Raw genomic sequence first — 19157 nt, 5'->3', positions numbered from 1 at the left:
GGACGATGGGCGAAGCTAAGCGTCGACTCGCTGAGATGAACGGCATGGTGTGGCACCACACCAGCATCTTGCGGACCAACCTGATCTGGATGAGCGGTGTCATCGACCTGGAGGGTCGATCGAAGGGCGCCATGCATCCCGCGTTCGGCGAGATCATGACCTCCACCGCCATGCGGCGTCCCATGCGCGACTTCCCAGCGCTGGCGTGGTTCACGTCCGATATCAACGTGCCGAAGTGCCTTCAGCACTTCGATATGTATGGGGTCGACAAGGAGACGGGGCAGCGCAAAAGGCTCGAGCTTGCGCCCGAGGCCGCTGCCGCCATGGTCTTGAACCGCATGGCGATCGGCTTTCGCAGCGCCGACATTCCCGTCGTGCCTTGGCCGGCTCATCGCGGATATGACACCGGCGAGGGACGCGAACTCAACGAGAGCGCTCGCGACGTCGGTGACGACCCTGACCGCTGGTGGGTATCAGACACCCCAGTCGACGTGCTCAAGTCGACCGATATTCGCGGATCCAAGACCCTCACGGGGCTGAAGATGGAGCGCCTGGACGGCTATCTCGCCCAGGTGCACCAGATGGTGCAGCTGTGTCGCTCCATCCCGGGCACATATATCCCACCGTCTTGGCACGGATCGGAAGTGCACCGCGCCCTAATTGCCGCAGGGAAGGACTATCGCGGCTGACCTAATCGCGGTCGTACGGCGGGCCGAACATGCCGGAGTCGGTCATGGCCGCGTAGGCTTTCTTCATCGCCATGGCGGTGTCCTGGGTGACGAACAGCGACGAACGGCTGCCATGCGGGGAGCCGAGGAAATAGGGACGCATCGTCTCCCACGTCTCGGCAACCTCGGCCCGACGCCAATTCGGCAGCTCGTTTTCCATCATCATCGGGACAGCAACACGCTTCGGGATCGTGTGGTTGCCCTCAAGATCGTAGGTCCAGTCGCAGCGAACGAGGATCGGCGTCGTGCCCTCATTGTAGAACTTGCAATCGAGCGCCTCAGCGTAAATGGAAGCTGGCACGTCCAACTTGCGCGCCAGCTCTTGTACCGAGTCGATCACAGTCTGACCATCGCCATAGGGGCAGGTCACGAACCCGTGCGCGAAATAGCGCGTATGATCTAGCCCGACATAACCTTGATGGCGGCCAGGAGTCGTGTGCGGATGCCTGCCGTGATGCCCGCTGACCAGTGGGTGCCAGCTCGGATAGCCATCAACCGCGGGGCCGCATTGCTCGACGACCTCGTCGAACACCTCTTCTGCGCGGGCGCGCAGCGCCGCCGGGAACGCGCGCGGGATCAGAAAGCTCTTTGTCCGGGCGAGCCGTTCGGCCGCCGCTTCATCTGCTCGAAACGCCATTATACACTCTCCTTATGCATCATATGGCGCTTGGGCGCACAGTTTGTCAATATCGTGCGCTTGGCATAGCTTACATGCGCGGCGATCCTAGTCCATGCCGCCGGTCAGCCGTTCTTGATCATGTCCTTCGGCACCTGGAGGCGGATCATCTTCCACGTGAACAGGCCGCGCCGCTCCAGCACAATCATGGGCGCGCGCGCGGCCGGCACGTCCTTGGCGTGGATCGTGATGCCGAACCGGTCCAAGCTGCGCCACTCATAGTCGTAGGAGAGGTCGGGCTTCGGCCCCTTGTCCTGGCTCTTCTCAAGCTGACCCCGCTTCACGATCGCGGCGATCCCGTCCGGCGTGACGAAGGCGTCGACCGCGCGCTGCACGATCGTCGGCATCAGGAGCGTGCCGATGCCCTTGAACGGATCGTCGCTCTGGTCCTCGTCGAACTTCTCGGTCAGCGCGACAGTGAGCTGGCCCTTCAGGCTCTCACGCACCGCCGGGAAGTCGACAGCGGCCTCAATGCGATCGACGTCGCCGCTACCTGCCGCAGCGTACAGCTGGCGCGCCGCCCAGTAGGGCGACCCGAAGTATGCCCCGATGAACAGTGCGACCATCGCGATCGCCGCCACCACCCACTTCCGCGCCATTCGTACCCCTCCAAACGAGCGGCGAACCTTGGCGGGCCGCCGCCGCTTGGCAATGGCCTATCGCCTCCGACCTGACATGAGCGTGGCGGCCGGTGCCATGTCCTTGAGCAGGAGATCCGCCCACTCCTGCGACAGCTCGCGCCGGCGCTCCATATGGCCCGAGCGGTCATAGGCCGCCTTGACCTTGTTCTCGGGCACGTGCGCCAGCATCAGCTCGATCACCGCCTCGTCGCCGAGGCGCTTCTGCCGCACCGCCAGCCCGTTCATCGTCGTCGAGAAGGACGAGCGCCAGCCGTGGGGTACGTGCCGGCCGTGATACCCCACGCGATTATAGAGGTAGCCGATCGCGTTCTCGCTGAGCGGGCGGTGGCTGTGGCGCTGGCCCGGGAAGATCAGCCGGTTGCGGCCGGTGAGCCGGTGCATCGTGCGTAGCACGTCCACTGCCTGCCAGCAGAGCGGAATGACGTGCTCGAACGTCTCCTCGCCCTTCAGGTCCATCACCAGCTTCATGCGAGCCGCCGGCACGCGCCAGACCGGCAGGTCGGGGCCGTAGCGCTCCCCTGTCCAGTCTATGCGCTCGATCTCGTCCCAGGTGACCCCGCGGACCATCCCCGGCCGGCTCTGCGTCAGCGCGAGGAAGCGCGAGGCCAGCTTCGTAATCGGTGATGCGCCGGACGCCTCGGCCGCGATCAGCACCTGCCGCGCCTCGTCCGGGTCGGTGAGCGCCGGCTGCCGGCCCTTCGTCGGCAGTGGCTTGAGCGCCTTGCCGATGCCCGCCGCCGGGTTCGTCTCGGTGACGCCCTCGCTCTTGTGCATGTCGTAAACGGCCGCGATCCGCTGGCGCAGGCGCTTTGCCGTCTCGATCGACCCGCGATCCTCGACCAGGCGGAGCGTCGTCAGCACGTCCGGTGCCTTGATCGACACCAGCGCGCGCTTGCCGAGCGTCGGAAACACGTCGCGCTCAAGGCTGGCAATCACGTCCGCGGCGTGGACCGGCGCCCAGCGGCCCCGCTGTAGCTCCCACCAGCGCCGCGCCGCCTGTTCGAAGGTCAGGAGCTGTGCCGCCGCCGCGCGCTCAGCTTCCCTCGCCTCCTCGGCTTTCCGGCGCACGCCCGACGGGTCCGAGCCGTCGCGCAGCTGCTTGCGGGCGTCATCGCGCTTGTCGCGCGCCTCGGTCAACTTCACGCCCGGGTAGGTGCCAAAGGTCAGCAGCTTCTCGGAGCCGCTGACCTTGAACTTCATGCGCCAGGATTTCAGCCCGGTAGGAGCCACGTACAGGTAGAGGCCGCCTGAGTCGGCCATCTTGTACGGCTTGTCCCTCGGCTCCGCTTTCCGCACCGCTGCGTCGGTCAGCGCCATCGTACCCCACTCCACCAGATCCATACCCCGACTGATGCCCCCCGATACCCCGCGCTTGGACGGGATCACTCGGGATCAATCGGGAGGACCATAGCGCGAAAACGCACGCTTTTCAGCGGCTTTCGGCATCATTTGGGGATGATTGAAATGGGGTTTTGGCGGAGCGGGAGGGATTCGAACCCTCGATACGCTTTTGGCGTATACTCACTTTCCAGGCGAGCGCCTTCGACCACTCGGCCACCGCTCCGCATACCCGGAAGCCCGCCCGCCTAGAGGCTCGCGCGCCCGCGCGCAAGCCGCCTCGCGCACGGGCGAGCGCGTCAGCGCTGCCCCGCCACCCAGTCGGCGACCTGCTGTGCCACCTGGTTGGCCGCCTGGCTCAGCGCGCCGCCCGCCGAGGGCGCATCGATCGCCGCCACCGGCACGCGCGCCTCGAAGCGCCGCTTCTCCACGTTGGTCGCCCCCGGCGGGGTCAGCGCGGCGTCATACACCACCACCGCCTGGCGCTGCGTCGCATCCAGCCCGAACCAGCGCAGCTCGCCCGCCAGATTGGCGCTGGGATCGCTGAACGACTGCGCCGGCGACAGCACCACCATGTTGGCGCGCGCGGTCACCGTATCGGCGAGCAGCCGCGCGAAAAGGCGCGCGGGCGGCTCGGCCCATTGCGCGTCCTTGACATAAGCGATGGTCGTGTCGGTCTCCTGCACCGGCACGCGCGTGGTCGCGATCGCGGTCGGCACCGCGGGCACCTGCACCACGATCGAGCGCGCGTTGGCCGAGTTCTGCGCCGCCCCGGGCTGGGGCTGCGACTGCGCCGCGATCGTCAGCAGCGAGGGCGGCGGCTCGGCGCCGAACCGCACGCAGCCCGCCAGCAGCACCGGCACCGCCGCCACGAGGAGAGTCTTGGCCACCGATCGCACGATCATTTCCCCTTGTAGTCCGGCAGCTTCTGTTGCCCGATCAGGGAGCCGGCGCCGCCCTGCTCGACTCGTTCGGAGATCGCCGACAGCGACGCGGTGGTGACGCGCAGGTCGCGCACCAGCTGGTTGATCTGCGGGATCGTCTGCTTGCTGAAGGTGGTCAGCCCCGGTCGCGCGTCGCCGATCGCGCTGTTGAGCGTGTCCGCGCTCGCCTGCGCCGAGGTGATCGCCTTGTTCAGGTTGGCCATCGCGGGCTGCACGTCGTTGGCGAGCACGCCGTTGGTGGTCTGCGCGAGCTCGCCGATCTGCTGCGCCGCGTTGCCCGCCTGCGCGATCGCGACGCGGGTCTGCGCCAGCGTCGCGGCGATCTCGGGGCCACGGTCGGCGAGCGCGTCGGTCAGCCGGTTGGTGTTGTCGAGGATGCCCGCGATCGAGGCCTGGTTGCGGTCGCTCAGCATGCCGGTGAGCCGTTCGGTCAGCGTCGACAGTCGCTCGAGCAGCTGCGGCGCCGAGTTGAGGATCGCGCCGATGCCGCCGGTCTTGGTCGGGATCACCGGCTTGCCCAGCGGGCAGACGTTGCCCGCGTCATTCTCCGGGCAGGCGATCGGCGGCGCGCCCTTGATCGCGCCGTCGAGGCTGACCGTGCTGGTGCCGGTGAAGCTGCCCTGGATCGTCGCGGTGGTGCCGCGCAGGATCGGCGTGTCGCCGTTGACGCTGATGCGCACGCGGACGAACTGCGGATCGGGCTGCCACAGCGAGATCGACTTCACCTGACCCGAGGGTACGCCCGAGAAGGTGACCGACGAGCCCTTGGCGAGGCCGTCGACCGCCTGGCGGAAGAAGATGTCATATTCGCGCTCCTCGGTGCCGCCGATGCGCGCGATCCACACCGTGAAGATGGCGACCATCGCCAGCAGGATCAGCACGACGGCGCCGACGAGGACGTGGTTCGATCGCGTTTCCATCACTCTGCCCCTGCGGCCCCGCGGGCCCTGTTGTCGGCGAGGCCGCCCTGGCTGTGCTGCCCGGTGACTCGCTCGCTCACGTCGGTCGGGTGCGCGCGCGCGTCGACGTCGGCGGCGTCGACCCGCTCCGCCGCCGCGCTCTGCGAGGCGACCGCGGCGCGCCCGCGCGGCCCGTTGAAATATTCCTGGATCCAGGGGTGATCGAGCGCGAGCAGCTCGTCGATCGTGCCGACCGCGATCACCTTCTTGTCGGCGAGCACCGCCACCCGGTCGCAGATCGCGTACAAGGTATCGAGGTCGTGCGTGATCAGGAAGACGGTGAGCCCCAGCGTCTTCTGCAACGCCCGCGTCAGCTCGTCGAAGCCGGCGGCGCCGATCGGGTCGAGCCCGGCGGTGGGCTCGTCGAGGAACAGCAGCTCGGGATCGAGCGCGAGCGCGCGCGCGAGACCGGCGCGCTTCTTCATCCCGCCCGACAGCTCGGCCGGATATTTCGGCCCGGCGTCGGCGGGCAGGCCCGTCATCACCACCTTGTACGAGGCGATCTCATCGAGCAGCGCGAGGTCGAGCTCGGGATAGAATTCGCGCAGCGGCACCTGCACGTTCTCGGCGACCGTCAGCGTCGAGAACAGCGCGCCGCCCTGGAACAGCACGCCCCAGCGCTTGCGGATCTCCACCGTCTCATGCTCGGAGCGACCGAGCGTCGGCTCGCCGAACACCTCGACCTCGCCGTGATCGGGCGATTGCAGCCCGATGATCGAGCGCATCAGCACCGACTTGCCCGTGCCCGACCCACCGACCACGCCGAGGATCTCGCCGCGGCGGACCTCGAGGTCGAGCTCGTCGTGGATCACCGCGTCGCCGAAGCTGTTGCGCAGCCCCTTGACGCGGATGATCGGCTCGTCGCGCCGGCGGGTGTCACGCCGCGCCATCAGATCCAGCCGATCTGTTCGAAGAAGACCGCGAAGAAGGCGTCGACCACGATCACCATGAAGATTGCCTGCACCACCGCCGAGGTGGTCTTGAGGCCGACCTGCTCGGCGTCGCCCTTCACCTGCATCCCCTGGAAACAGCCGGCGACGGCGATGATCGCGCCGAACACCGGTGCCTTGATCAGGCCGACGAACAGGTCGGTCATCGGCACCACCTCGCGGATCCGCGCGACATAGGCGACCGGCGGGATGTCGAGCGCGAACCAGCACAGCAGCCCGCCGCCGATGATCGAGATCACCGAGGAATAGAAGCCGAGCAGCGGCATCAGCACGATCGCGGCGATCGTGCGCGGCAGCACCAGCGCCTCCATCGGCGAGACGCCGATCGTGCGCATCGCGTCGATCTCCTCGGTCAGCTGCATCGTGCCGAGCTGCGCCGCGAAGGCCGAGCCCGAGCGGCCCGCGACCATGATCGCGGTCATCAGCACGCCCAGCTCGCGCAGCGTGATGCGGCCGACCAGGTTGATCGTGAAGGCCTCGGCGCCGAACTGGCGCAGCTGCACCGCGCCCTGCTGCGCGATGACGATGCCGATCAGGAAGCTCATCAGCCCGATGATGCCGAGCGCCGAGACGCCGACCACCTCGAAACGCTGCACCGTGGCGTTGAAGCGGAAGCGGCTGGGATGGCGGATCACGCCGCCGAAGGTCGCGATGGTCGCGCCCATGAAGCCGAGCAGGCCGAGCGAGGTGCGCGCGGCGTTGCTCGTCGCCTCACCGATCTCGCCGAGCACGCGGCGGAACGACGAGCCCGATTGCGGCCGCATCTGCACCGGCTGGTCCGCGGCCTCGACCTGCTCGAACAGGTGGCGCGCGTCCTCGTCCAGCCCCCTGATCTCGGCGTCGTGCTGGCGCGCGAAGCGGTGGATCACCCAGGCGCCGATCGTGTCGATCCGGTCGACATCGGAGAGGTCGACGGTGGCGACCTCGCCCTGCACCTTGCCGAGCCGGTCGGGCAGGTTACCGAGCCGCGCCAGCGACAGATCGCCGGTGAAGCGCAGCACCGGCGCCTGGCCGTCTCTCTCCTCGCTGAAATCAGCTGCCGCGGTCATCTGCTATCCCATGCGGCAAAGCTCATCTCGCCACAAGCGTTCCGGCGCGCAGTTCGTTCCGCCGGCGTACCTCTCGGCGAAGGTGAAGGCGTGCCCCCGCTGCCACCGCTCCGGCGGACGCCGGGGCCCAGCTGGGGGACGCTGCTGAGTCCCACCACAGCCTTCCCACCTGGACCCCGGCATCCGCCGGGGTGGAAGAGAGAAGGAGGCGCCCCCTCCCCCTCACAGCATCACGTCGACCGCGTGGATCAGCACGCCCACCAGCCCGCCCACCAGCGTACCGTTCACGCGGATGAACTGCAGGTCCTTGCCCACCGCATGCTCCAGCCGCGCGGTGATCGTGCGCGAGTCCCAGCCGCGCACCGTCTCCGACACCAGCCGCACGATCGAGTCGCCATAGTCCGCCGCCGCCCCCACCGCGGCGCGGCGCACGAAGCGGTTGATCGTCCGCCCCAGTCGCGGCTCGTCGCGCAGCGTCGCGCCGAGCTGGCGCAGCGCGTCGCCCAGCCCGCCGCGCAGGATCGCCTCCGGGTCGCGCGCGGCGCGCAGCATCGCCGCGCGCGCCTGCTCCCACAGGCCGTTGATCCAGTCCTGCATCGCAGGGTTCTCGAGCAGCTCGAGCTTGAGCGTCTCGACCCGCGCGTGCATCGCCGGATCGTGCTGGAGTCGCTCGGCGAGCTGGGCCAATCCCTCCTCGGCCTTGAGTCGCAGCGGGTGCTCGCGGTTCTCCGCCATCTCCGCGACCATCTTGTCGAGCCCGTCGATGATCTTGTTCGCGAGCGTCTCGTCCAGCCCGGTCCAGCGCAGGATCGAGCCGGCACGGTCGTGCACCATCGCGCGGACGAGGTGCTCGTTGCTGGCGAGCGCGTCGCGCGCCCAGAGGATCAGGCTATCGATCACCGCCAGATGGCGCCCCTCCGCCAGCGCGGCGGCGAGCGCGCGGCCCAGCATCGGCGCGAGCCGCGCCTCGCGTACCCGCGCCACCAGCATGGCGCGCACCATGCCGCCGAGCCGCTCCTGGTCGAGCGACTGGAGCACCTCGACCGACAGGCGCGAGACGCCGCGCGTCAGCCGGCTGCCCGCCGCCGGTGGGTCGGCGAGCCAGCGCCCCGCCGCCCCGGCGACGTCGACCCGCCCCATCCGCCGCGCCACGACCGCGGGCACGAGGAAATATTCGCGCAGGAACTGGGCGAGCTGGTCGCCGATCCGGTCCTTGTTGCGCGGGATGATCGCGGTGTGCGGGATCGGCAGCGCGAGCGGGTGGCGGAACAGCGCGGTCACCGCGAACCAGTCGGCGAGCCCGCCCACCATCGCCGCCTCGGCGAAGGCGCGGACGAAGCCCCAGGCGGCGTGCTGCGGCTCGAGCGCGCGCGAGGCGAGGAACACGCCCGCCATCAGGACGAGCAGCCCGGTCGCGACCAGCCGCATCCGCACCAGAGCGGGCGGCGGCGCGGTGGATCGGGCGAGCGCTGGCATCAGCGGCACAATCCGTGAATAGCGCGAATGTTCAAGGTCGTTCGTGATCAGCGATCACCCTGCCGCCTTCCCGGCACGGCGCCCGGGATAGCAGTCCACTCCCTCCCATGGCACCACCCCGGCGCACGCCGGGGTCCAGGTGGGAAGGCCATCGTGAGAGCCGCGGACGTCACCTAACTGGACCCCGGCGTCCGCCGGGGTGGAGCGTGGACAGGGCGGCCCGCCCCACTCACTCCGTGCCTCCCTGTTCCCCGGCAAAGGCCGGGGCCCAGGTGGGAAGGCGGTCGTGGGTCTCACCAGCGTCCCTCACCTGGGCCCCGGCCTCCATCGGGGAACGGGGATGCACCGATGACGATCAGCCTTCCGCCCCCCTCACTCCGCCGGGCTGGTGCCGTCCTCGTGGAAGCCGATCCGCCCCGGCGGCGCCGGTATCGCCGGGTGCGGCGCGTGCTCGATCAGCGTGCCATCATCACCCGGGCGATAGGTGAGCAGGCGGCGGCCGAGCCACGGACCGACGCGGCGCTCGATCCCGATCGCCAGCGAGAAGGCCGCCGGCACGATCAGCAGCGTGAGCATGGTCGAGACGGTCAGCCCGCCGATCACGACGATCCCCATCGGCGCGCGCCACGCGCCGTCGCCCGACAGCGACAAAGCCGTCGGCACCATGCCCGCCACCATCGCCACCGTCGTCATCACGATCGGCTGCGCGCGTTTGCGCCCGGCGTCGACGATCGCGGCATAGGGCGCCACCCCGGCGGTCATCTCCTCCAGCGCGAAGTCGATCAGCAGGATCGAGTTCTTGGCGACGATGCCGAGCAGCATCAGCAGCCCGATGAACACCGGCATCGACAAAGCGTCGCCCGAGATCAGCAGCGCGAGCAGACCACCCAGCGGCGCGAGCAGCAGCGAGCCCATGTTGACCAGCGGCGGCAGCAGCCGGCGGTACAGCAGCACCAGCACCGAGAAGACGAGGAACACGCCCGACACCACCGCGGTGACGAAGTTCATCAACATCTCGAGCTGCCACTTGGCCTGGCCGACGTTGAGCTCCTGCACCCCGACCGGCAGCGACTTCATGGCCGGCAGCTGCTTGATCTTGGGCAGCGCCACGCTGGTCGCCACGCCGGGCTGGAGATCGGCGCCGATGGTGAGCTGGCGCTGCTGGTTGATCCGCTGGATGCGCGTCGGGCCCGAGCCGAAGCCGATGTCGGCGACGAGGCTGAGCGGCACCGAGCCGCCGCTCTGCGTCTGCACCGGCAGGTTCTGGATCGTCGCCAGCCGCGAGCGCGAGCTCTGCTCCAGCGCGACGCGGATCGGGATCTGCCGGTCGCTCAGCGAGAAGCGCGCGCTGTTCTGGTCGATGTCGCCGATCGTGGCGATGCGGATCGCGTTGGACAAGGCCGCGGTGGTCACGCCCAGGTTGGCGGCGAGGTCGGAGCGCGGCTTGATGATGATCTCCGGCCGGTTGAGATCGCCCGCGATGCGCGGCGCGATCAGCCCCGGCATCTTCGCCATCTCCCGCACGACGCGGTCGGCGGCCTGGCGCAGCACGACGGGATCGTCGCCGCCGAGCGTCACCGAGATGTCGCGGTTGTTGTCGCCGAAGCCGAACTGCGACTGGAAGTTGACGCGCGCGTCGGCGATCTTGGCGAGCTCGGGCGCGAGGCCGCGCTCGAACTCGGTCGAGGTCTTGTCGCGCTTCTCGCGCAGCTGCGCGGTGACGCGGCCCGAGCCCACCAGGGTGCGGGTGTAGACGCTCTCCACCTCGGGCTGCTTGCGGATCAGCTCATAGACCTGGTCGACCGCGTTCTGGGTGGTCTCCAGCGTGCTGCCCGGCGGCATGGTGATCGTCACCGTGCTGCGCGGCTGGTCGGAGGCGGGCTGGAACGACATCGGGATCTGCGTGAACAGGAAGAGCGTGAGGAGGAACGCCCCCACCCCGATCATCACGGTCCACAGACGATGATCGCGCCAATAGCCGAGCGCGCGATGCACCCCGCCCTTCGCGCGGGCCGCGGGCGCACCGCCCTCGTCGAGGGTCCAGGCGAGCACGCGCTGGTAGAAGTTCATCACCGGCCCGCCGCCATGCTCGACATGGCCGCCGGCACGCAGGAAATAGGCCGCGATCATCGGCGTGATCAGCCGCGCGACGGCGAGGCTCATCAGCACCGCCACCACCACGGTGAGCCCGAAATTCTTGAAGAACTGGCCGGAGATGCCCGGCATCAGCCCGACCGGCAGGAACACCGCGACGATCGCCATCGTCGTCGCCAGCACCGCGAGACCGATCTCGTCGGCGGCGTCGATCGAGGCCTGATAGGCCGTCTTGCCCATGCGCATGTGGCGGACGATGTTCTCGATCTCGACGATCGCGTCGTCGACCAGCACGCCCGCCACCAGGCTCAGCGCGAGCATGGTCATCTCGTTCAGCGTGAAGCCCATCAGCTCCATGAACCAGAAGGTCGGGATCGCCGAGAGTGGGATCGCCAGCGCCGAGATCACCGTGGCACGCCAGTCGCGCAGGAACAGGAACACCACGACCACCGCGAGGATGGCGCCCTCCAGCATCGCGTGGATCGCCGACTTATACTGCTCCAGCGGATATTTGGAGCCATCGACGCGGAGCCGGAACTTGACCTTGGGATTGCGTTTCTCGAGCTCCTCCAGCTTCTTCTTGCCCTCGCGGAAGACGGTGACGTCGGACGAGCCCTTGGCGCGCTTGAAGTCGAAGCTGAGCACCGGCTTGCCGTCGACCGCCGCGGCGGAGCGCTGCTCGGCGTAGAGGTCGCGCACCGTGGCGACGTCGGCGAGGCGGATGGTGCGGCCGTCGCCGACGTTGATCTGCGTCTGGCCGAGATCATAGGCGGTGCGCGCGTTGCCGAGCACGCGGACCGACTGCTCGGCCCCCGCGATCTCGGCGCGGCCGCCCGGCGCATCGAGGTTCACCTGGCGCAGCTGGTTGTTGATCTGGCTCGCGGTCAGCCCCTGCGCCGCCAGCCGCGCGGGATCGAGGATCACGCGGATCTCGCGGCTGACACCGCCGTTGCGCTCCACCCCGCCCATGCCCGGGACGGAGAGCAGCTCCTTGGTCACCGTATTGTCGATGTACCAGCTGAGCTGCTCGACCGTCATGTCGGTGGCGATCGCGCTGTAGCTGCCGAGATCATTGTCGTTGATCTTCACGCGGCTGACCTGGGGCTCGAGGATCCCCTCGGGCAGGTTGCCGCGGATCTGGGTGACCGCGTCACGCGCCTCGTTGACGGCGCGGTCCACCGACTGGCCGATCGCCATCTGCACCATCGTGTTCGACGTCCCCTCGGACACGAACGACTGGATCTCGTCGACGCCCTCCAGCGTGCGCACCGCGGCCTCGATCCGCTGCGTCACCTGGGTCTCGAGCTCGCTCGGTGCGGCGCCCGGCTGGGTGATGGTGATCATCACCGCCGGGAAGTCGATGTCCGGCGAGTCGTTGATGTCCATGCGAATGAAGCTGACGATCCCCGCGACCGTCAGCATCACGAACAGGACGATCGCCGGCACCGGGTTGCGGATCGACCAGGCGGAGATGTTGCGAAAGCCCATGGTTCTGATCCCGCTCTACTGGCCCGCGACCCGCGCCCGCACCGGTTTGACCTTCTGGCCGGGGTTGAGGAACGCGCCGGCCGACTGCACCACGCGCTCGTCCCCGTTCAGCCCGCTGGCGATCGCGACACGGCTCTCCGTGATCGTCCCGATCGTGACGTCGCGACGCTGCGCGCGATTCTCCGCGTCGAGGATGTACACGTAATTGCCGCGGTCGTCGCTCAACAACGCCGACTGGGGCAGTTCGGGCTGGCTCGCCGCCCCCGCCACGATCGTCGCCGAGGCGAAGCCGCCGGGGCGCAGCGCGGGGTCGTAGGAGAGCTGGATGCGCGCGATCCCCTGGCGCGTCTGCGTGTCGATGATCGGCGCGATCTGCCACACCCGGCCCTCGAACGAGCGCGTGTCGCCCACCGGCGTGACCCGCGCGGTCGAGCCGATGCGGACGCCCTGGAGATCGTTCTCCGCAAGCTGCGCGCGCATCTCCATCTCGCCGTCGCGCGCCATGCGGAACAAGGTGCCCGAGGCCGAGCTGACGATCTGTCCCGGCTCGACGCCGCGCGTGAGGATCAGCCCCGCCGCGGGCGCGCGGATATCGAGCCGGGCGTTGCGCGCGCGCTGCTCCGAATAGGTCGCCCCCGCCACCTTGAGCCGCGCCGCCGCGGCGTCGCGCGTGGCGATACGCCGCTGCACGTCGGCCTTGGAGATGAAGCCGCGATCCACCAGGCTCTGCGCGCGTTCCAGCTCGGCCTGTGCGAGCGTGAGGTCGGAGCGCGCCACCGCGATCTGCGAGGCGAGCGACTCGGCGGTCTGGACCTGTACCGAGCGGTCGATCGTGGCCAGCACCTGACCCGCGCGGACCCATTGGCCCGGCTCGACCAGCACGCGGCTGACCATCCCGCCCTCGCCCGCGACGCCGACCGGCATCTCGCGCTTGGCGGCGAGCGAGCCGGTCGCGCTGACGCGGCGCGCCACCGACTCCGCACCCGGCACCACCACGGTCACCGTCGGTGCCTGATCCGCCGGTGCGGCCGCGGGCGCGTCCTTGTGCCGGGTCAGGAAATAGCCGGCGAGCGCGGCGACCAGCAGCGCGATCCCCGCGATCAGCATCCAGCGCCGACGGCGGCGCGGCGTCGCGTCCTCGATCATCAGCTGCTCGCCCTGCAGAGTACCAGCCTCGTACGTCATCCATCCCCCTCCGGCCGGCGTGTATTACCCGCATACATCACCGCGTACAAGTCCGGCGCTGCCCGAGCGCGACATTTTGTGCAAGCGACAACGTAGTTTATCGCGTTCAGCTTGCGTTCCATCGCGGTCCAACACAGCGCAAGTTGTTGAAGGCTGGGAGGTAAGACGATGAATTGGCTGTTAGGTGGCGCGCTGCTGGCGCTCGGGTCGGTGCCGGTCGCGACGACGGCGCAGACCCCGCTGCCGATGGCGACAGTGGTGCCCGAGGGCACGATCCTCGACGTCACCGCGGTCGGCAAGGTGTCGCGCGTGCCCGATCTCGCCACCGTGCGCGCGGGCGTGGTGACGCAGGACGCGGTCGCTGCCACCGCGATGGCGCAGAACGCGCAGCGGATGGCGGCGGTGGTCGCCGCCCTGAAGAAGGCCGGGATCGCACCGCGCGACATCGCCACCAGCCGCGTCGCGCTTGCCCCGCAATATCGCTATGCCGAGAACCAGCCGCCCGTGGTCACCGGCTATCAGGCCAGCAACACCGTGAGCGTGCGGTTCCGCGACGTCGCCAAGGCGGGTCCGGTGCTCGACGCGCTCGTGCGCGCCGGCGCCAACCAGATCGACGGGCCGACGCTGTCGCTCACCGACGCCGCGGGCGCGCTCGACGAGGCGCGCGCCGACGCGGTGACGCGCGCGCGGGCACGGGCGACGCTCTACGCCAAGGCGGCGGGGCTGACGGTCGATCGCATCGTGTCGATCGGCGAGGCCGGCGAGAGCGACGGCGAGCCGCCGCGCCCCTTCGCGCAGATGCGGGCGGCGGCACCGCAGGCGGACGCGGCCAGCGCGGTGCTGCCGGGGGAGAGCGAGCTCAGCGCCACGCTCAACGTCCGCTTCCTGCTGAAATAGGGAGCCGAAGGCGAGAGGATAGAGAGGGTAGGATCCTCCCCGGCACGGGAAGGGGGACCAGCCGCAGGCGGGTGGAGGGTCCTTCACGAGCGCAGCGCCGCCCGGCGAGGCCCTTCCCACCATGCGGCGAGGATCTCGCCGTTCCCATAAGAGAGAGGCGGCCGCCCCGCGAAGGGCGACCGCCTCGTTCAGCTCGGCGCGCGCCGCGGGCGCGACGCCGGCTCAGCCATCAGTCGCTCAGCGCACCCGGCCGCGACGAACCAGGTTCACGATCGCGAGCAGCACCACGGCGCCCACCAGCGAGACCAGGAACGAATAGATGGTCAGCGGCGCGTTGTTGATCGAGCCGCCGGTGAACAGCAGACCGCCGATGAAAGCGCCGACCACGCCGACCACGATGTTCAGGAAGATGCCCTGCTGCGCGTCGGTGCGCATGATGATGCTGGCGAGCCAGCCGATCACACCGCCGATGACGAGCCAGATGATGATACCCATAACGATACTCCCCTGCGATGCGCCCACACGGTGACGGGCTCTGCGGGGAAATACTCACGAGGCCGGCCCATTGTTCCGGCCCCGTAATTCTGAAAATGGGACGTGACGGGTTAGAAGTTCTGCTGCCGCTCGTAAAGCGACTTATAGTGCTGAATCCGCGTAACCCGCAGCCCGGGCATCCCCGAACGATCGATGGCGCGCTGCCAGCCGGCGAACTCCTCCACCGTCAGATTGTACCGCTGGCACACCTCATCGACGGTCAGCAACCCCCCGTTGACCGCGGCGACGACCTCGGCCTTGCGCCGCACCACCCATCGGGTGGTGTCCGCCGGCGGCAGTGAGTCGAGCGTGAGCGGCTCGCCGAGCGGGCCTATCACCTTGGCCGGACGGATTTTCTGATTCTCGATCATTACCTACCTCGGTTTCGGGGGTTCGGCCCCCTCGCCACGTTGGACCCTTGTTGTGCCTCTTGCGTAACGGACGCTGGTTGAACGCCTTCTAAAACGGACCGGTAAACGAGCTATTCACGTCTACTCCAATCGCTCAGCGCCGCCGCCGCGGTGGCGTTGAACGTGCCCTTGGCGGCACGCGCGCCCGGCGGCACGTCGAGTCCGCGCGCGACCTGTGCGGTGCGCGACGCGAGTTGGCGCTGGCGCAACGCGGTGAGCAGCGGCGGGTCGGAGATGGTCGGTTCGAGTGACATGGCGCGGGCTGTACCGCGCGCGGTCTGAAGGTCGCGTAAAGCCCGCGGCAACGGTTCGTTCATTTGGGTTTACGCGCGCGGGGTGGAGGGAGTATCCGCGAGCGATCATGGACACGGTGGATTTCCAGCTCACGCCGGGCGCGCGGCGCATCGTCGTGGCGATGTCGGGCGGGGTCGACAGCTCGGTCGTCGCCGCGCTCGCCGTGCGCGCGGGGGCCGAGGTGATCGGCGTGACGCTCCAGCTCTACGACCATGGCGAGGCGACCCAGCGCGCCGGCGCCTGCTGCGCGGGGCGCGACATCCGCGACGCGCGCGCGGTCGCGGACCGGCTCGGGATCGCGCATTACGTGTTCGATCACGAGAGCAGCTTCCGCCACCGCGTGATCGATCAGTTCGCCGACGATTATCTCGCCGGGCGCACCCCCATCCCCTGCGTCCAGTGCAACATGGGGCCGAAGTTCACCGACCTGCTCGCGCTGGCGCGCGACCTCGGCGCGGACTGCCTCGCCACCGGCCATTATGTCCGTCGCGTCGTCGGCGCACGCGGCGCCGAGCTGCACCGCGCCGCCGATCCCGCGCGCGATCAGAGCTATTTCCTGTTCGCCACGACCCAGGCACAGCTCGATTACCTGCGCTTCCCGCTCGGCGCGCTGCCCAAGCCGCGCGTCCGCGCCATCGCGGCCGAGCTGGGGCTGCTGGTCGCGGACAAGCCCGACAGCCAGGACATCTGCTTCGTGCCCGACGGCGATTACGCCAAGCTCGTCAAGACCCTGCGCCCTGAAGCGGCGAGCGGGGGCGATATCGTCGATCTCGCCGGGCGCAAGCTGGGAGAGCATCGCGGGCTGGTCCATTACACCGTCGGCCAGCGTCGCGGGCTGGAGATCGGGGGCAGCGCCGAGCCGCTCTACGTCGTCCGCCTCGATGCGGACACGCGGCGGGTCGTGGTCGGCCCGCGCGTCGCGCTCGCCACCGCCGCGGCGCGGCTCGAGCGGATGAACCTGCTCGGCCCGATCGACGGCGCGCTCACCGCCAAGGTGCGGTCGATGGCCAAGCCGGTCGCCGCACGCTTCCACGGCGACCGGCTGGTGTTCGACGCGCCCGAATATGGCGTCGCCCCGGGTCAGGCCGCGGTGCTGTACGACGGCGAGCGCGTGATGGGCGGCGGCTGGATCGCCGCGACCGACCCCGCGCTGGTCGCCGCCTGACCGGGCATCGGTGCATCAGTCCGGAAGTTGTTAGACAATTTCCTTGCCGACCGGTGACGACGGCCTAGACTGTCGTTCCGGGAGGGAGACGAGCAGTGACGAACGGAGAGCGTCGAGGCCCCGCGCATGTCACGCTCGCACGCCGGTTGGGCGTGGCGATCGTCACCGGCCAATATCCGAGCGGCGCGGTGCTGCCGGGCGAACTGGAGCTGGCGGGCCAGTTCGGCGTCTCGCGCAGCGTCATCCGGGAATCGCTGCGGATGCTCAGCGCCAAGGGGCTGGTCGAGAGCCGCCCCAAGGCAGGGACGCGGGTGCGCGAGCGCGCCTTGTGGAACCTGCTCGACCCCGAGCTGCTCGCCTGGATGTTCGAGGGCGCGCCCTCGCTCGGCTTCGTGCGCAGCCTGTTCCAGTTGCGCATGATCGTCGAGCCTGCCGCGGCCGAGCTGGCGGCGGTGCAGCGCAGCGCGGCGCAGCTGTCGCGCATGGGGCACGCGCTCGAGGTGATGGCGCAGCACGGGCTGCGCACCCAGGACGGCCAGACCGCCGACCAGCGTTTCCACGCCACGATCCTGGAGGCGACGGGCAACGAATTGCTGGTCAGCCTGTCAAGCAGCATCGCCGCGGCGGTGCGCTGGACGACCTTCTTCAAATATCGCGTGCCGTTGCACTATCGCGATCCGATCCCGCTCCATCGCGAGCTGTTCGAGGCCATCGCCAACGGCGACACCGCGGCGGCGCGCGGCGTGACCGAGCAGCTGATCGGCCAGGCCGGCATCGACACCGAGCGCGCGCTGGTCGCCTGAGCGGGCTGGTGCTTCGTCGCTGCGCGAATGTTGGTCGGGGGCGTCCTGTCTCTTCGCGCGGAATCATCTCACGCGAAGACGCGAGGACGCGAAGGTGTTGCTCAGGCGGTGATCGTGCCGCGTCTCACTGCTTCGCGTCCTCGCGGCTTCGCGTGAGAAAATTTGTTCACGCGGAGGCGCGGAGGCGCAGAGAGGGCGAGCGGTGAGCGCACCTGCCCCGCGCGCTCGCCCCCGAGCGCCATCTCGTCACGTCAGTGCGCCATCCCGTCAGTGTGCCATCCCGTAAGTCGGCACGGCGCCCTCACCTCCTGGCGTCATCCTGAGCTCGTCTCAGGATCCACCGTGCCGCGAATGCAGCGATCGCGGCGCCTGCGGGACAGTGGATCCTGAGACAAGCTCAGGATGACGCCAGCGGTGGATGGTGGTGCCACCCCGCCACGCACGGCGCTGGCGGCCGAGCGCCGCCACGCCCTCCCCCGTCAGTGGTTGTCGCGCGGCAGGCCCATGGTCTGCGCGATGCGCTGGTATTTCTCCGCGCCCTCGAGGATCGCGCCGGTGTTCATCTGGCCCACCACCGCGCGCTGGATCTCCTGCCACGGCGTCTGCGAGGCGGGATAGGCATAGCCCCCCGCCGCCTCCAGCGCGCGGCGGCGCTCGGCCAGTTCGGCCTCCTCCACCAGCACGTCGACGCGCGCGCGGTTGAGGTCGACGCGCACGCGGTCGCCGGTGCGCAGCAAGGCCAGCGCCCCCATCGCCGCCGCCTCGGGCGAGGCGTTGAGGATCGACGGCGACCCGCTCGTCCCCGACTGGCGCCCGTCGCCGATGCACGGCAGCGCGTGGACGCCCTCGGTGATCAGATACGCCGGCGGGCGCATGTTCACCACCTCGGCCGCGCCGGGATAGCCGACCGGCCCGGCGCCGCGCATGAACAGCAAGGTCTCGGGCGTGATCCCGGTGGCGGGATCGTCGATCCGCGCGTGATAATCCTCGGGCCCGTCGAACACCACCGCGGGGCCCTCGAAGGCGTTGGGATCCGCGGGGTTGCTCAAATAGCGGTCGCGGAACTCGGGCGAGATCACGCTGGTCTTCATCACCGCCGCGTCGAACAGATTGCCGGTCAGCACCAGGAACCCCGCCGCCTCCTTGAGCGGGCGGTCGTAGGGGCGGATCACCGCTTCGTCCTCGATGGGGACGCCGCGGCAATTCTCCCCCATGGTGCGGCCGTTGACCGTCAGCGCGCCCTCGGCGATCAGCCCCTGCCCGATCAGCTGGCCCACCACCGCGGGCACGCCGCCGGCGCGGTAATAATCCTCGCCGAGATACTCGCCCGCGGGCTGCAGGTTGACCAGCAGCGGCACCTGATGTCCCTCGGTCTCCCAGTCCTTGAGCGGGAGGTCGACGCCGACGTGGCGCGCCAGCGCGGCCAGGTGGATCGGCGCGTTGGTGGAGCCGCCGATCGCCGAATTGACCTTGATCGCGTTGTGGAAGGCGTCCTTCGTGAGGATGTCCGAGGGCTTGAGGTCCTC

General features: G+C 69.3%; 18 protein-coding genes and 1 tRNA gene. 4 read left to right on the top strand and 15 right to left on the bottom strand.

Going from position 1 to position 19157, the window contains the following annotated elements:
• The first annotated feature begins 5 nt into the window (after window positions 1-5).
• On the top strand, window positions 6-689 hold the full coding sequence (locus EV292_RS00095) for a hypothetical protein (RefSeq protein ID WP_132907172.1): 684 nt from the start codon (window positions 6-8) through the stop codon (window positions 687-689).
• Between the two features lies 1 nt (window position 690).
• Here the strand turns inward: EV292_RS00095 and EV292_RS00090 are convergent, their stop codons facing one another.
• The 11 genes from EV292_RS00090 to EV292_RS00040 all read right to left on the bottom strand — a co-directional run bounded on the left by EV292_RS00090 (window position 691) and on the right by EV292_RS00040 (window position 13528).
• Complete coding sequence (locus EV292_RS00090) at window positions 691-1365, bottom strand: hypothetical protein (protein WP_132907171.1); 675 nt, start codon at window positions 1363-1365, stop codon at window positions 691-693.
• 104 nt (window positions 1366-1469) lie between these two features.
• The gene (locus EV292_RS00085; RefSeq protein ID WP_165926974.1) at window positions 1470-1985 is read right to left on the bottom strand and encodes a DUF2939 domain-containing protein; all 516 of its coding nucleotides are present in this window, start codon (window positions 1983-1985) and stop codon (window positions 1470-1472) included.
• A 75-nt stretch (window positions 1986-2060) separates the two neighbouring features.
• A complete protein-coding gene (locus EV292_RS00080) occupies window positions 2061-3362 on the bottom strand; it encodes an integrase arm-type DNA-binding domain-containing protein (RefSeq protein WP_132907169.1) in 1302 nt (433 codons plus the stop codon).
• Window positions 3363-3518: 156 nt separating this feature from the next.
• Window positions 3519-3609, bottom strand: a tRNA-Ser gene (locus tag EV292_RS00075).
• Window positions 3610-3682: 73 nt separating this feature from the next.
• Entirely contained in the window at window positions 3683-4288 is a 606-nt protein-coding gene (locus EV292_RS00070) for an ABC-type transport auxiliary lipoprotein family protein (RefSeq protein WP_132907168.1), read from the bottom strand.
• Complete coding sequence (locus EV292_RS00065) at window positions 4285-5247, bottom strand: MlaD family protein (protein ID WP_132907167.1); 963 nt, start codon at window positions 5245-5247, stop codon at window positions 4285-4287. The genes EV292_RS00070 and EV292_RS00065 overlap by 4 nt, the downstream gene beginning before the upstream one ends.
• Window positions 5247-6176 carry an ABC transporter ATP-binding protein gene (locus tag EV292_RS00060; RefSeq protein ID WP_132907166.1) on the bottom strand — a complete coding sequence of 310 codons (930 nt, stop codon included), beginning with the start codon at window positions 6174-6176 and terminating at the stop codon, window positions 5247-5249. The genes EV292_RS00065 and EV292_RS00060 overlap by 1 nt, the downstream gene beginning before the upstream one ends.
• Window positions 6176-7285 carry an ABC transporter permease gene (locus EV292_RS00055; RefSeq protein ID WP_132907165.1) on the bottom strand — a complete coding sequence of 370 codons (1110 nt, stop codon included), beginning with the start codon at window positions 7283-7285 and terminating at the stop codon, window positions 6176-6178. Before EV292_RS00055 ends, EV292_RS00060 begins: the two co-directional genes overlap by 1 nt.
• Before the next feature lie 222 nt (window positions 7286-7507).
• Window positions 7508-8761: a DUF445 domain-containing protein gene (locus EV292_RS00050; RefSeq protein WP_243693523.1), complete on the bottom strand. Its 1254-nt coding sequence runs from the start codon at window positions 8759-8761 to the stop codon at window positions 7508-7510.
• 372 nt (window positions 8762-9133) lie between these two features.
• A complete protein-coding gene (locus tag EV292_RS00045; RefSeq protein WP_132907164.1) occupies window positions 9134-12343 on the bottom strand; it encodes an efflux RND transporter permease subunit in 3210 nt (1069 codons plus the stop codon).
• Window positions 12344-12358: 15 nt separating this feature from the next.
• A complete protein-coding gene (locus tag EV292_RS00040; protein WP_132907163.1) occupies window positions 12359-13528 on the bottom strand; it encodes an efflux RND transporter periplasmic adaptor subunit in 1170 nt (389 codons plus the stop codon).
• Window positions 13529-13696: 168 nt separating this feature from the next.
• On the opposite strand from EV292_RS00040, the gene EV292_RS00035 reads away from it, so the two are divergent.
• On the top strand, window positions 13697-14425 hold the full coding sequence (locus EV292_RS00035) for an SIMPL domain-containing protein (RefSeq protein ID WP_132907162.1): 729 nt from the start codon (window positions 13697-13699) through the stop codon (window positions 14423-14425).
• Between the two features lie 237 nt (window positions 14426-14662).
• Here EV292_RS00035 and EV292_RS00030 read toward each other — a convergent pair whose 3' ends face one another.
• The 3 genes from EV292_RS00030 to EV292_RS00020 form a co-directional block, all read right to left on the bottom strand.
• Window positions 14663-14920 carry a GlsB/YeaQ/YmgE family stress response membrane protein gene (locus tag EV292_RS00030; RefSeq protein WP_132907161.1) on the bottom strand — a complete coding sequence of 86 codons (258 nt, stop codon included), beginning with the start codon at window positions 14918-14920 and terminating at the stop codon, window positions 14663-14665.
• 110 nt (window positions 14921-15030) lie between these two features.
• Window positions 15031-15330, bottom strand: coding sequence for a DUF1153 domain-containing protein (locus tag EV292_RS00025; RefSeq protein WP_132907160.1), 300 nt, complete (start codon window positions 15328-15330; stop codon window positions 15031-15033).
• A 110-nt stretch (window positions 15331-15440) separates the two neighbouring features.
• The gene (locus EV292_RS00020) at window positions 15441-15623 is read right to left on the bottom strand and encodes a hypothetical protein (protein WP_132907159.1); all 183 of its coding nucleotides are present in this window, start codon (window positions 15621-15623) and stop codon (window positions 15441-15443) included.
• Window positions 15624-15730: 107 nt separating this feature from the next.
• Between EV292_RS00020 and mnmA the strand changes: the two genes are divergently transcribed.
• Window positions 15731-16828, top strand: a complete 1098-nt coding sequence (mnmA, locus tag EV292_RS00015; RefSeq protein ID WP_132907158.1) for a tRNA 2-thiouridine(34) synthase MnmA — start codon at window positions 15731-15733, stop codon at window positions 16826-16828.
• 95 nt (window positions 16829-16923) lie between these two features.
• On the top strand, window positions 16924-17631 hold the full coding sequence (locus EV292_RS00010) for a FadR/GntR family transcriptional regulator (protein WP_132907157.1): 708 nt from the start codon (window positions 16924-16926) through the stop codon (window positions 17629-17631).
• 479 nt (window positions 17632-18110) lie between these two features.
• Here EV292_RS00010 and EV292_RS00005 read toward each other — a convergent pair.
• On the bottom strand, window positions 18111-19157 hold a 1047-nt coding region (locus tag EV292_RS00005; protein ID WP_207913303.1), incomplete at its 5' end, for a dihydroxy-acid dehydratase.

This window comes from Sphingomonas sp. BK235, from assembly GCF_004345855.1.
Lineage (GTDB): Bacteria > Pseudomonadota > Alphaproteobacteria > Sphingomonadales > Sphingomonadaceae > Sphingomonas.
This window is presented reverse-complemented; position numbering and strand designations above follow the sequence as displayed.